The sequence below is a fragment of the Phyllobacterium phragmitis genome, from assembly GCF_002980495.1.
Classification (GTDB): Bacteria; Pseudomonadota; Alphaproteobacteria; order Rhizobiales; family Rhizobiaceae; genus Paramesorhizobium; species Paramesorhizobium phragmitis.
This window is the reverse complement of the sequence record NZ_PVBR01000006.1, coordinates 13812-26019: the sequence shown is the minus strand read 5'-3', so window position 1 is coordinate 26019 and position 12208 is coordinate 13812. Positions and strand designations below refer to the sequence as shown.

The window sequence follows — 12208 nt, the reverse complement described above, 5'->3', positions numbered from 1 at the left end:
CCTCACGCCGCAATGCGTTCGGGAAGATGGCGCAGATGCACAGGCAGCTTCGCCGCGATCTCATCGTCGCTGAGATCTTCGAGCAGCTTCAGCATGGTGCCCCGACGGCCCCCATAATAGAGCACAGTGCGCTTGCCACGATGCTCCGGCAGCCATTGATCCCCGGCATAGCCGCGATACTCGTCATGCGTGGCGCTCCAGATGTGCTCGATGCGCTCCTGGTGCGTCATCGCCTTCACCGGCCAGGACTCGCGTTCGACGATAGCGTCGCGCATCTCGACCGGAGAACGTGACTGCGCCAGATCGCAGTAGGCGTGGAAGTAGCGGAACTTGCCGTCGATGCGCAGCGTGTAGAAGACACTGGTGATCGAACCGGTCAAAAATTCGCGCATGGCGAACATCTCGCCCCGCATCCAAAGTGGCGGCAGAATATCCAGCATGTAATCATGCTCGGCGCGGCCCGTCTCGAACCATTCTCCGCAATGGAGCGGGCTGGCATCGCCTTCAAAACGACCGGGCCGCTGGTGATGACGGTCGAACATGCGGAACATCTGCCGGCGATCGGCGACGCCCTGGAAAACCTTGCGAATTGGAGAGTGGGTCATTGGCGGGCTCCTTCGGCCTCGTCGGGCTGGAGCGCGGATCATCCTCGTGAATACCCATCATCTTCAGCTCTTCCTGACCCCTCCCCGCGGCCGCCTCTCCGTCCGGGCGGGTCAAGGGCCGGCGCAGCCGGGCGAAGCTTCACCCTTGACGCGACAGGCGGGCATGCGGCAGCCGGATTTCATTTTCTTCTCCTTTTCTTCCCTTCCCCAATTTGGCCGTACCTTCGGGCTGTCATGCACGCATGAAACACAGTCTCGCCATCGCACTCCTCTTGCTCGGCGCGGTCACAGCAATGGCGGCCGAGCCGGAATCCCCCGACAGGGTGGACCCACTTCTTGATTGCTCCACACCCGTCCACGATGCCGATACACCGGAAAAGGCCAAGCTGCTGCGCGTACAATACGGGGGCGACTCCCTCGCCAGGGAGTTGCGCGAAACCTATGGTTCCCGGCTTGCCGGTCTGTTCTGGGATCAGCAGGAAGGCATCGAAAGCAGGCTGGTCCTGCGGTTGACTGGCGACGAACCTGTCGAGAACTAGAGGTTATCGGTTTGCGGAGAACCGCTGACGGTCGAGTTCATCACCAATCAGACCCATACGCGAGAAGAGCTGCAAAAGCTCCACGCCGATAATCTGCCCTGGTTAAGGAACGTGTTCCCCGGCCTGCAGGGAACTTATGCCGACGAACGAACCGGCGAGATCGCACTCGATATTTATGCCCCTGAGGCAGAGGGCATAGACATTGAGGCGGTGAGGACCCTGGCCGAGCGCCGGCTCAGCGCGCCCTTGCGTATCGACATGGTCGATTCCAAGTTGACGTTGGCGGGCCCGAAACGCGCGGATCAATGAAAGGCCATCAAGCCTTCAAACGGTCGCTGCGACCTGAAGCATCGCATTCCAATCGTCGGCCGCCGGCTTCAATCGCTCGAAGTCACAGGCGAGTTCACCGGCGAGCTCACGCAGCCGCGACACGAATGCCTCACCCTGCGGGTTAGCGTCCGTGGCCGCGACGAGGCGGGCGTCCGGCCGTTCGCACAGCAGGCGAATGGCGGCATCGGTTGCCGGCGACCAACCGCCGCCGGTACTGACGTAGAGCGTATCGCGCCGCATGTTCTCGATCGCGGCCAGGCTCATGGCGTCGATCGCCGCTTCGGTAACGCAAATGCGACCAGCACCCTCGTGTCCAAAACGAAAAAGAACCTTGCTGCCTCCTGTCGCAAAGCCGCGCCACTCGGGTCCCCTCTCCTCCCAGCCGGTGACGATGCCGGCCACATCGATATGGGCTGCCCACATGCTGCCGCGCGGTCCCTCTCTCAGAACGTTCTGGACAATAGCGGCACGGATGGTTTGCTCGGGAATATGCCGTTCATCGCGCAAATAGCGCCAAGTCGCCGATCCGCGCCATGGCTTGCGGCGGGCCGCCCATCGTTCCGGGACCGACTGATCGGGCTCAGTCTCGCGGGATTGCCGTTTCCATTCGGGCTCGCTCGGTACGAATCCTACAAGCGAGGCAACCTGCACGAAGGCTTCCAGGAAATCGCAGCCGTCCAGATGCTGGACCAGCGAATAGACGTCGCCCTTGGCGTCGGACAGCGGATCGAACCATCCCTTGTCGTCGTGAATCACGATGATGATGTCGTCGCCACGTCGGTACTTGACCGCCTTACGCGTGCTTTCCTTGAGATCGATTGCGAAGCCGTCTGTCTCCAGCACGGCGCCACAGCCAACCCGGCCGCGCAATTCTTCTATATCCGCCTTTTCCATTCTTCTCTCCCGGTCGGCTTTCTGCCGGCCTTTCTCCAAGTCTATCTCTTTCACACAATTCCCGGAACACTCAGCGACCGCCGCGAAGAGCAAAGGGCGCAAGGGCGCGGCTGGCAATCGGCGGAATCGAGGAACTCGGGGAACAGCCAGCCGCGGCGCAGCCTCCCTTGCGGTCTGCCGATCGCAAGCGGCACGCGAGCGGCAAGGCCGGTTCAATGAACCGGCTGGCCGCCTGTGTAGGGATCATAGAGATAGAGGGCGTCTACCTCGTCATCATCGAGGTCGTCGGCGGGAAGAACGCCGTATGCGTTTTCATCGACCTTGAAGAGGATGACTGGCGTCATCAGGGTGCGAGCGAGGTTCCAGGCATGGTTCTGAGCGAGGCTGAGTTCTTGCGTCATCGTTGTGGCTCCCGTGGTCGCGGGGACCATTCCCCGCTCGACAGGCGCCCGTCGGGTCCAGCCGGGACCGCGATCATCGCGATGGCGAAGCCATGAGCGACGGCACGCTTGCGTAGTCCGACCCCGAAGCGGGTTGATCGAAAGGTCTGGGCTGGAACTAGGGAATTAAGCCGATAAGAGCGGGGAATGGGCTCTGCACCTGAGCCAGATGATCCAGCACGAAGCCTCGTGGTTCATGCCTGCAACACTTGCGGTTGACGTGAGGCCGCATCATCAAGGTCTATGCGAACACACATTCTTCCTGTACCGACGATGCCGCCGCGACAGTGGCGTCCCTACGAAAAACCCCATACGGGCAAGGCCATGACCGAAGAGAATACACAGGCCGCAGCCAACCTGGTCGAGCTGACAGCAGAAATCGTTTCCGCCTATGTCAGCAACAATCCCGTACCCCCGAGTGAGCTGCCGAGCCTCGTTGCCGATACGCATGCGGCGATCGCCAATCTCGCCGCAGGCGCCAAAGCCGAACAACCGGAAGAAAAGCCCGTTCCGGCGGTGTCGGTTCGCAAATCCATAACACCGGGTTTCCTGATCTGCCTGGAAGACGGCAAGCAATTCAAATCGCTGAAGCGCCACCTCGCCACGCATTACAACCTGACGCCGGACCAATATCGGCAGAAATGGAATCTGCCGGCCGACTATCCGATGGCTCCGAACTATTCCGCAACACGGTCAGCTCTGGCAAAGAGCGCTGGCCTCGGTCGAAGACCGCCGGCCGGGCAACCGACGCCTGCTCCGAAACGACCAACTATAAAACTGAAGTTCAGTTGAGCGGCGCACGGCGACGCGTTCGAGAGTCGAACGTTGACATCTGTCACAATTCAAAGCCGGTTGTGTCGCACAACCCTGACCGTGCAGCTCTTGAGCGCTTACGTCACGAATAATGCGGTCCCCTCCAATGGGCTGGCCGAGCTTATCCGGACGACGCGTGCCACACTTGCAGAGGACAACAAAAAAATGTTGCTATCGACGGCGAAACCCAGCCTGAGCGGGATCCCGAACATATCCCGGCCGTATCGGCCAAGGAGAGCTTAGCGTCTAAGGATCATATCCTGAGCATGATCGACGGAAGCCATACAAAACGCTCAAGCGGCATCTGTCGACGCGCGGACTGACACCGGAAGAATTTCGACTGCGGACGATTATCCGTTGGTGGCGCCATCGTATTCTGAACAGCGGCGGAAAGTGGCCAGGGAACTCGGGTTGGGTCGAAAGGGGGTCAGACGGCTCGCGCCGCGGCCAATGCAGCGCCGGCAGAGAGCGTGGCATCAGAGCCCATGGCGCCGGACCGAACCCCGAGCGAGGTGACGATATGAGCAGACGTCAAATATATATTGAAATATATTTATTCTTTACCTTTGTTTTCCTTGACAATTTGAGTATCCGCGTCGACGAGAGCAATTATCAGTTAGATTTTGAGCCGTTTCGTTCATCACTTCTTGTCGCCAAAACCCTCAGGCTGACCACGTCTGGGAGCGTCGGATACCGCCCTCCTGTCAGGCTGTTTTTGGGTTACGGGGGCGATGGAAGAGTCGGCAAATACTGTTATTATGTCCATGGCTGGGTCAGGGTTTCTAGTTGCGTTGGCTTCTGCCTATATCGGGATCTGGTGCCTCGATCGTAGTCGACAGGCTCTCCTGGTTTTCGCTGCGATGTGCGTTGCAGTTTTGCTCGGTGAAGCAATTTGGCTAGGAAGTTCTGACCATGGAAAAGCCGCTGTCCTCGTGCGCAGCGGGCTCTATACCCTTGGCGTGGCCCTGCTCTGTGAAGGTATCTTGCGGCGGAGCTCGAGGAGTGTCCATCCGATTGCTGCACCTGGCTTCGTCGTCATCGTTTTATTGTTGATCTGGTACTCCATCTATGCGGTCGAGGAGCCGACCTTCCGTAATTTCGTTCAAAGCGCTGCCTACAGCGCAGCATTGTCAGCAACATGGTGGCAGGTTCGAGCCGCACCGCGATCACGTTTCGTTGAAGGACTCCTATTCTGCCTGCTGGCGCTCTTTTGTTTCGCCTTCTTCCTGAACGCTGCCTTGAGCACAGGCGATCTACTCCAAGTCCAGTCGGCACACGGCCATAGAAGTCTTCACGAGGTCGTCCATATTGCAATTGTCATCATTGGGATCAGCCTTGCCGCAACCATCTTGGCAGCGACGGTCATCGAGATCATTGAAACGCTGCGCTATGAGCGCGACTTCGACCTACTGACCGGCGTGTTTAACAGACGCGGGTTCGACACCTACGCCGCAACGGTATTCTCGCGGGAAGTCGTGACCGGCCTAGTGCTGTTCGATCTCGACCATTTCAAGCAGATCAATGACCGATATGGCCATGGTGTCGGGGACGAGGTTCTCGGACGCGTCGGAGCAGTGCTTCGCGGCGCGACCTATGGCCGCAACGCGATCGGGCGTATAGGTGGGGAGGAGTTCGCCGTATTGCTTGTCGATTGCGACGAGGGGGAGGTGCTGAAGTTTGCTGAGCGTCTACGGATCTCTATTGCTGAAATTTCGGTGGAGGTTGGCTTCATGCACATCAACGTGACCGCAAGTCTGGGTGTCGCTGCGAGAAAGCAAGGTGACTCGCTTCGCACGATGATTGGCCGTGCCGATGCACGCCTTTATGCGGCGAAGTCCTGGGGAAGAAACCGCTCAGTAAGCTTCGAGTCGCCCATGCATAGTGCGACAAATGTGGCCGCAGCTATCCCTTCTCTGTGTGATGGACCGAAAGTATCGAGCACAAACCAGGCAGGATACGCGTAATTCGCCTCTTAGCCGCTGCGCTGTCCCGCGAGCACTGATATAGTACGCTTACGATGGGTCATATGGACGAAGCAAACCAGTATTATGTTTGGGAAATATCGCCGGTTCACTGATCAGGCGAATGTACTGCCAAACGACTGACGGGCTGCAACTTTAGATTTGCCCCTTCAACGGGTCGCAAGTCGTCTTGCGCGATACCATTCCGAACGAGCCAATTGCATGGAGATTGGATAGCCCGGGCCGAGAGCAAGTTAACGGCCCGAGATGGGGGAAAGGGGTTTGGATATCGACGCACGCGGGCGGCGTGTCGTTGGCGGGCGAATGGAGCAGCCCAACGACAGCCGCTTTGTATCAATTGATCGGATCGCGGAAGCGCCTGGTGTCCAGGACGCGCTTTGGGCCTTTCAGGGGCATTATGAAGGTATCTCCTTTGTCACCTACCAGCTGGCGCGGACGGTGGCTGGGAAGGTTGACGCGCCGTTCGTGCGAACCACGTACCCGGAGTCATGGATCGCTCGTTATCTCTTGAGGGGATATGTCGAAGTCGATCCGATTGTCCGGGATGGCTTTGCCCGACGGCTCCCGTTCCATTGGCATGAAGTAGCCCTGGATTCGGATGCAGCCAACTTCCTTGCCGATGCGTCGGCGCATGGTGTCGGAGGACAAGGCTATTCGATTCCTGTGGTGGATAAGGTTCGGCGGCGCGGTTTGTTTTCCGTCAATTCCGTTTTGCCGGCAGATCTATGGAAGGCTCTCGTAGAATTGCACAAGCAGGAATGGGCATCGCTCGCGCAGATCGTGCACGGCAAGGCGATCTATGAGCTCCATGGCGAAGCCGATCCTGTGCCTGCTCTTAGTCGTCGGGAGGTCGAGTGCCTCCATTGGACAGCTCTGGGCAAGGATTTGAAGGACATTGCGCTGATCCTGAATCTGTCCGACCATACAGTTCGCGACTACCTCAAATCGGCCAGGCTGAAACTGGGCTGTGCGACACGCTCGGCAGCGGCCACACGAGCGATTCATCTTGGGATCATAACGCCTTGGCCAAGGCAATCCCCCCCGAACAAGGGCCCTTGAGGGGGGACTACCCGCCGATCTTTGCCCGGAGCATTGTTTTCGCGCTGCCAGAATAAAGGAGCGCGAAGATGATTGTTTCAATACAAGCTCATGAATACGCTGCCTATCCGGAAGTGCTCGCTCAGATGTTCCGGACTCGAAAAGCTGTATTCTTTGACAATTTGCATTGGCAAGTTGAGGTAGATGGCGAATTCGAACGCGATCAATACGACGATATGCAGCCAGTGTATCTGGTGTGGTGCGATTCAGAACGAAAGCGCCATTATGGAAGCATGAGGTTGATGCCGACCACCGGGCCGACCCTTCTCTACGATGTGTTCCGACGGACATTTCCTGACGCCGCCGAACTGTCAGCACCCGGCATATGGGAAGGAACCCGTATGTGCGTCGACGAGAAGGCACTGGCGGAAGACTATCCGCATATCTCGCCCCGCCAAGCGTTTTGTCTGCTCCTCGTTGCGCTATGTGAGTTTGCTCTCGTCAATGGGATTCACACAATGATCTCAAACTACGAGCCTCATGTTGAGCGGCTTTACCGGCGAACCGGTGCGACCGTCCATGAGCTTGGGCGGGCAGATGGTTTCGGTCGATTCCCTGTTTGTTGCGGAGCGTTCGAAATTTCGAGTCAGGTGCTATCGTCCATGCGTGGGGCGCTTCGCCTGTCAGAGCCTCTGTACGATCGGTCAGCTCGACCAATACCGACGATTCTGGCGGATTATGGCAAAGCCGCCTGAGGCACGACCAGATGAGGGATCGCTACTGCGCATGTCGACGAACCTTGGAGCGGACCACCAAGCGTGCACTTTCGGAATCGGGTGGAGAGGGCGATGGCTAGGAGAAGCCTTCACCAAACCTCTAGCTAGGGGAGGACGGCAACCATCCCATCTGCCAAGCAACAATATACATACATTTCAGCTCATGGTCCAGGCTATCGATTGCATCTCGCTTCCTCTGATCCAACCAAAAACAGATTTATGTCAACAGCCATTAATACTGCTTTTTTTTCTTAATAGGTGTTTAGATATTTGAAATTTCAAATACAACTTATCCGTTTAATGTTGCTGTGCGTTTAGCTATCGGAAGTTTTCGCATACGACGAGATATTCGAAACGCAGCAGCCATACCCACTCACTGGAAAGTTCATATCCCCCCGTGCTCTCGTCCAGCACGAAAAACATTCAAGATACTGATGCAAACCTTCTACCATCGTCAGAGGAGCTCCAGGATGCATGTATCAATATTACCCGTTGGGGAACTGAAAGGGCTGGCGTCAGTGCCATCCTCGAAGCCGCATATGCAAAGAGCGTTGATTTTTGCACTTCTGTCCGAAGGAGACACGGAAATTCTATTCCCCTCGTGGTCCAGCGAAACAAAGCGGCTGTTTGAGGCAGCGAAACAATTCGGGCTGCAAGTCATCGAAGACGGTCCGGAACGGCTCGTGGTGCGAGGAACGGGAGGATTGCTGAAACCTAGCGCAAAAGCGTTAATGGCCGACGGGTCGGCCTTTATGTTCCGAACTGTCGCGGCCTTGGCCAGCGCAGTACCGGGAGAAACGACAATAGAGGGTTATAAATCGATCAAAAATCGACCAGTTCTTCAACACCTGACCTTCATCAACGATCTGGGCGGAAATTGGAAAGATCTGAGCGATTTGAACAGCGCCCGTATCCTCATCAACGGGAAGAAAGACTTCGGCGGTGCAACGATCGTTGACACGGCAAAAACCTCGCAATTCCTGACCGCGCTATTGCTAATCGCCCCGCTTTCGCCGAAGGGGGTGTCGATCATCACATCGGGCGGATTGGTAGGAGAAGGGTATGTCGACCTCACCCTGTCCATGATGAAGGAAAGGGGTATTCCCGTCGCACTAGATGGCAACACGTATTCAGTACATCCCGGCCTGTATAAAAACATACCGATAACAATTCCATCCGACTTCACGGCTCTCTCGTATCTCATGGCGGCCGTCGTAGCCCGCCCTGGCTCAGAGCTGACCGTCGAGCACTATCGCCGTTCCACAATGAGCAGTGAAACGCAGTTTTTTGAAGCGTTCGCCAAACTGGGCGCTGTCTCTGATTATGACGAACGCGCGCATCGCCTTCATATTAGGCATACCAATCCGGCTGAGCACGAAATCGAGATCGACGCTAAGAATATCCCGACGGTGGTTCCATCCCTGTGCGCAGCGGCCTGTTTGTCGGCCGCTGATGTAACCATCAGAGGAGCCGGGCACGTCAATCATCACAAATGCCAGCGCCTTCTCGTGATGGTCGAAGAACTTCGTCGCCTTGGCTGCAATGTCCGTCCAAAATTCAACCATGAAGGAACGATGGAAGGTCTCATCGCCCTGGGGAAAAGCGAACCGACGGGAGGGGTAACCCTCGATAGCTTTCGGGATCACCGGGTTCTTGGGGGGCTTTTCGCTGCCTCCTTAAGCGCGAAGGAGATCACGCGAATTACAGGCGCGGAATACATGGACGCCGGCTTCCCAAGTTTTTTCGACGTGATGTCAATCCTCAACGTCCGCACCCGTAATGAAGAGATTGACGAGGGCGTTATTCAACGGACCTCCCCCAGAAGAGCGGAGGATTATTATGAAACTGCTTGAAGTCGATAAACTACAGGTATTCCCGGCCGAGTGGTTCGAGGGGGCAATCACGCCGCCGGCCTCGAAAAGCTCGTCCACCCGTTCGGTACTGGCGGCAACTCTCTCCAAGGGTACCAGTCGGATCACGAATATAGCCAACAGCAAGAACGTCAAGGCCATGATCGACTGCTGTGAAGCTCTTGGTGCCAATATCTGTTATCAAGACGCCACCACGTTGGCTGTGGATGGCCCCGGCTGGGACGGGTTGAACGACCACATTGTTCTCAATCCTGGCAATTCGGGCGTCGTGCTTCGCCTGTTATTAGGCGTCACAGCTTGCCTATCCGACGTGACCTTCCGGACGGACTATGATCGATCCCTCGGTCAACGCTCGAACATCGAAATGATGGACGCCCTAGAAGCCTTGGGGGTGCAATGCAAATGGCGAGACAATGACGGAAAACTACCGATCCACCTGGATGGTACGAACCTGCACGGTGGTGATACGGCGATTTCCTGTCGGAAAAGCTCGCAATTTCTGAGCGGGCTCCTGTTTCTTGGCGCATCCATTAAGGATCGGCTATCCATTACGGTTCTGGATGAACTGAAGGCGCCGGACATGGTTCGGACGACAATGCGAATCCTGAAACAGGCTGGTGTGGAAGTGCAGGCCCAGCCGAATATGATGGCCTACCATCTTCCGGCCGATACGACTCTGCAACCGTCGAATTACGTTGTCGGTTCCGATCCTGCCAGCACAGCGGCGTTGCTGGCGGCTGCTTCGGTCGTGCCGTCCAATGTGCGCCTCACCTCCTATCATGAGGAAGAGATGGGCAACGGCGCAGTGCTGGATTACCTGAGAAAACTGGGAGTTCGGATGGAACGATCGTCCAAAGAACTTAGGGTTTTCGGCGGCGGTCCCTTTGTAGCGCATAATTTCGACGGCTCTCTAGCTCCCGATGCGGTGCTGCCATTGGCAGCTGTCGCCGCTTTCGCTGATGGTACGAGCCGTTTCGGGAACATCGAGCATATCCGGTATAAAGAGTGCGACCGGATCAGCGACTACCGTGCGGAACTGCTCAAAGCCGGCATTCAAACCGAGGAAACACGGGACGAATTGATCATCCATGGCTCTCCCGGCGGCATAGATGGCGGCGCTGAGGTCTTTGGGCACTTCGATCACGGCGTCATTATGGCCTTGTCCGCCATTGCCTTCGGAAGCCGTCACGGTCTGATCATCAATGATCCACAGCACGTGGCCCAGACCTATCCTACCTTTTTCGATGACATGCAAAAAATCGGGGCCTCTGTGACCCCCCTGCTGAAAGTCGCCTAAGGCACAACGGTCTATCGTCCCACACGGTTTGGAGGAATATATGTGCGGAATTGCGGCAATAATCGATTTTGCGTCCAGTTGGGACGGTCGTCATGTCAACGGACATGATCATCAGGCGGAGCTTCTGACCATGTTGGAGAAATTCAGATATCGTGGCGACCCTGAATTATTCGGAGAAGTTTTAGTCGACGACGGTTTTGCCTTGGGCACCAATCGCCTGGCAATTGTTGACCGGCACCATGCGAAACAACCGATTACTGATAAGGCCGGTCAAGTCGTCGTGGTTTTCAATGGCGAAATTTACAACCATTCTGAGCTGCGAGAGGAGCTGAAGCAACAAGGGTGGGAATTCCAGACCGAGTCAGATACGGAAGTATTGGTGAACGGCTACCTGCACTGGGGAAACGACCTGGCAAATAAGCTCGATGGAATATACGCCTTTATCGTTGCTGACAAAGTAAACAACTCCTTCTTGGCGGTCAGAGACCATGTGGGCATCAAACCACTCTATTATGCTGTGAAGCACGAGGTCCACTATTTTGCATCTGAGCAAAAATCGCTCATTCATCTCGGTGTCTCTATTGCCACTGTTGCTCCAGGAACCTTCATCAGGGACGGGAATACTTACACGTATTTCGATTTGGAAGGCCAGCCGAGTGCAGTGGTTCAGAATCTGCCGAACGTCGATGAATCGATAAGGGAATGTCGGCGCCTTCTGGAAAATGCGGTCAGAAAACAGGTTCAGACGGACCTTCCTATGGCCGTCATGTTCAGCGCAGGTATCGATAGCAGCATCATTCTCAATATGGCGTGCAAATACCACCCGAATGTCACTGCCATCACGATAGGATTTGATGGGGCCGCTGACATGCCTATCGCCGAACGCTACTGTAAGGAACGCGGTATAAGACACCTTACCTATCGTTTGGATCGCGACGAATTGGTGGGCATGATCCCACATGTCGTATATGTGGCCGAATTTTTCGAAGGGATTGATATTATCGATGCCTGCGTTGCGTATTTCGGCTACAGACATGCCCGCAGGAATGGCTTTAAGGTTGCCCTTTGTGGGGAGGGAAGCGACGAAGTTCTCGCGGGCTATGACCTATTTCGCTCTCACAGTGACCCCCAGTCGCTAATGCGCTATCGGGTCCACAACCTTCACAGGACGGATCTGCAGCGCGTTGACCGGGCAAGCATGATGAATTCCGTCGAGGCGCGCGTGCCGTTTCTCGACAAGGAATTCCTCAGCTTCGCATACAACCTTCCGATGAATATGAAGCTTCGAAGCGGGGTGGAAAAATGGGTGCTTCGCGAAGCTTTCCGGGACGTGCTGCCGGACTATCTGATTGATAGGCCCAAAGTGCGTATGCCCGAAGGCAGCGGCGTCAAAAATATCCTTATGGAATATGCTGCCACCCAAAGTCCCCGTATCGATGAAGGCCTGCGCGGGCAGTTGAAGTTGGATACCCCCCAATCGATGTATTTCTACAGCTTATTTTCAGAGCAAGGATTCCCCATTCCCACAGGCCGCCATCGCTTGCCGGGGTTGGACTACTCCGAAAACGGCTATTTCAAATTCGCATCGTAATCCTTGAACCATTATCGGGCCCGCAGAAGGGC

The 12208-nt window shown here is 56.2% G+C and carries 13 protein-coding genes; 10 read left to right on the top strand and 3 right to left on the bottom strand.

The genetic code is table 11. The annotated features are described in order from the left end of the window. Positions 1 to 2: 2 nt before the first annotated feature. On the bottom strand, positions 3 to 605 hold the full coding sequence (locus C5748_RS09620; RefSeq protein WP_105741735.1) for a DUF1419 domain-containing protein: 603 nt from the start codon (positions 603 to 605) through the stop codon (positions 3 to 5). 242 nt (positions 606 to 847) lie between these two features. Here C5748_RS09620 and C5748_RS09615 point away from each other — a divergent pair, with 242 nt between their 5' ends. Together C5748_RS09615 and C5748_RS09610 are read left to right on the top strand one after the other, a co-directional pair. Then, the gene (locus tag C5748_RS09615) at positions 848 to 1144 is read left to right on the top strand and encodes a hypothetical protein (protein WP_105741734.1); all 297 of its coding nucleotides are present in this window, start codon (positions 848 to 850) and stop codon (positions 1142 to 1144) included. A 111-nt stretch (positions 1145 to 1255) separates the two neighbouring features. Then, a complete protein-coding gene (locus tag C5748_RS09610; protein ID WP_105741733.1) occupies positions 1256 to 1453 on the top strand; it encodes a hypothetical protein in 198 nt (65 codons plus the stop codon). 15 nt (positions 1454 to 1468) lie between these two features. Here C5748_RS09610 and C5748_RS09605 read toward each other — a convergent pair whose 3' ends face one another. Together C5748_RS09605 and C5748_RS09600 are read right to left on the bottom strand one after the other, a co-directional pair. After that, complete coding sequence (locus tag C5748_RS09605) at positions 1469 to 2368, bottom strand: DUF3991 and toprim domain-containing protein (protein WP_105741732.1); 900 nt, start codon at positions 2366 to 2368, stop codon at positions 1469 to 1471. 212 nt (positions 2369 to 2580) lie between these two features. Next, a complete protein-coding gene (locus tag C5748_RS09600; protein ID WP_105741731.1) occupies positions 2581 to 2769 on the bottom strand; it encodes a hypothetical protein in 189 nt (62 codons plus the stop codon). Between the two features lie 363 nt (positions 2770 to 3132). Between C5748_RS09600 and C5748_RS09595 the strand changes: the two genes are divergently transcribed. From C5748_RS09595 to asnB, 8 genes are all read left to right on the top strand, one after another. Beyond that, the gene (locus C5748_RS09595) at positions 3133 to 3600 is read left to right on the top strand and encodes a Ros/MucR family transcriptional regulator (RefSeq protein ID WP_105741730.1); all 468 of its coding nucleotides are present in this window, start codon (positions 3133 to 3135) and stop codon (positions 3598 to 3600) included. A 303-nt stretch (positions 3601 to 3903) separates the two neighbouring features. Continuing rightward, positions 3904 to 4137, top strand: coding sequence for a MucR family transcriptional regulator (locus C5748_RS29455; RefSeq protein WP_425350235.1), 234 nt, complete (start codon positions 3904 to 3906; stop codon positions 4135 to 4137). Positions 4138 to 4352: 215 nt separating this feature from the next. Next, complete coding sequence (locus C5748_RS09585; RefSeq protein ID WP_105741729.1) at positions 4353 to 5585, top strand: GGDEF domain-containing protein; 1233 nt, start codon at positions 4353 to 4355, stop codon at positions 5583 to 5585. A 321-nt stretch (positions 5586 to 5906) separates the two neighbouring features. Further along, on the top strand, positions 5907 to 6662 hold the full coding sequence (locus C5748_RS09580; protein WP_105741957.1) for a LuxR family transcriptional regulator: 756 nt from the start codon (positions 5907 to 5909) through the stop codon (positions 6660 to 6662). 68 nt (positions 6663 to 6730) lie between these two features. Then, positions 6731 to 7396, top strand: a complete 666-nt coding sequence (locus C5748_RS09575; RefSeq protein ID WP_105741728.1) for an acyl-homoserine-lactone synthase — start codon at positions 6731 to 6733, stop codon at positions 7394 to 7396. A 455-nt stretch (positions 7397 to 7851) separates the two neighbouring features. Further along, the gene (locus tag C5748_RS09570; RefSeq protein ID WP_105741727.1) at positions 7852 to 9270 is read left to right on the top strand and encodes a 3-phosphoshikimate 1-carboxyvinyltransferase; all 1419 of its coding nucleotides are present in this window, start codon (positions 7852 to 7854) and stop codon (positions 9268 to 9270) included. Continuing rightward, the gene (aroA, locus tag C5748_RS09565) at positions 9257 to 10585 is read left to right on the top strand and encodes a 3-phosphoshikimate 1-carboxyvinyltransferase (protein ID WP_158259832.1); all 1329 of its coding nucleotides are present in this window, start codon (positions 9257 to 9259) and stop codon (positions 10583 to 10585) included. Before C5748_RS09570 ends, aroA begins: the two co-directional genes overlap by 14 nt. A gap of 40 nt (positions 10586 to 10625) precedes the next feature. Next, the gene (gene asnB / locus C5748_RS09560) at positions 10626 to 12176 is read left to right on the top strand and encodes an asparagine synthase (glutamine-hydrolyzing) (protein ID WP_105741725.1); all 1551 of its coding nucleotides are present in this window, start codon (positions 10626 to 10628) and stop codon (positions 12174 to 12176) included. Positions 12177 to 12208: the final 32 nt, after the last annotated feature.

Coding starts and splice junctions, on each gene's coding strand:
- C5748_RS09595 (WP_105741730.1), top strand. CDS start 3,133: ATGACCGAAGAGAATACACAGGCCGCAGCCAACCTGGTCGAGCTGACA.
- C5748_RS09585 (WP_105741729.1), top strand. CDS start 4,353: ATGGAAGAGTCGGCAAATACTGTTATTATGTCCATGGCTGGGTCAGGG.
- C5748_RS09570 (WP_105741727.1), top strand. CDS start 7,852: ATGCAAACCTTCTACCATCGTCAGAGGAGCTCCAGGATGCATGTATCA.
- C5748_RS09620 (WP_105741735.1), bottom strand. CDS start 605: ATGACCCACTCTCCAATTCGCAAGGTTTTCCAGGGCGTCGCCGATCGC.
- aroA (WP_158259832.1), top strand. CDS start 9,257: ATGAAACTGCTTGAAGTCGATAAACTACAGGTATTCCCGGCCGAGTGG.
- C5748_RS09600 (WP_105741731.1), bottom strand. CDS start 2,769: ATGACGCAAGAACTCAGCCTCGCTCAGAACCATGCCTGGAACCTCGCT.
- C5748_RS09575 (WP_105741728.1), top strand. CDS start 6,731: ATGATTGTTTCAATACAAGCTCATGAATACGCTGCCTATCCGGAAGTG.
- C5748_RS09580 (WP_105741957.1), top strand. CDS start 5,907: ATGGAGCAGCCCAACGACAGCCGCTTTGTATCAATTGATCGGATCGCG.
- asnB (WP_105741725.1), top strand. CDS start 10,626: ATGTGCGGAATTGCGGCAATAATCGATTTTGCGTCCAGTTGGGACGGT.
- C5748_RS09605 (WP_105741732.1), bottom strand. CDS start 2,368: ATGGAAAAGGCGGATATAGAAGAATTGCGCGGCCGGGTTGGCTGTGGC.
- C5748_RS09615 (WP_105741734.1), top strand. CDS start 848: ATGAAACACAGTCTCGCCATCGCACTCCTCTTGCTCGGCGCGGTCACA.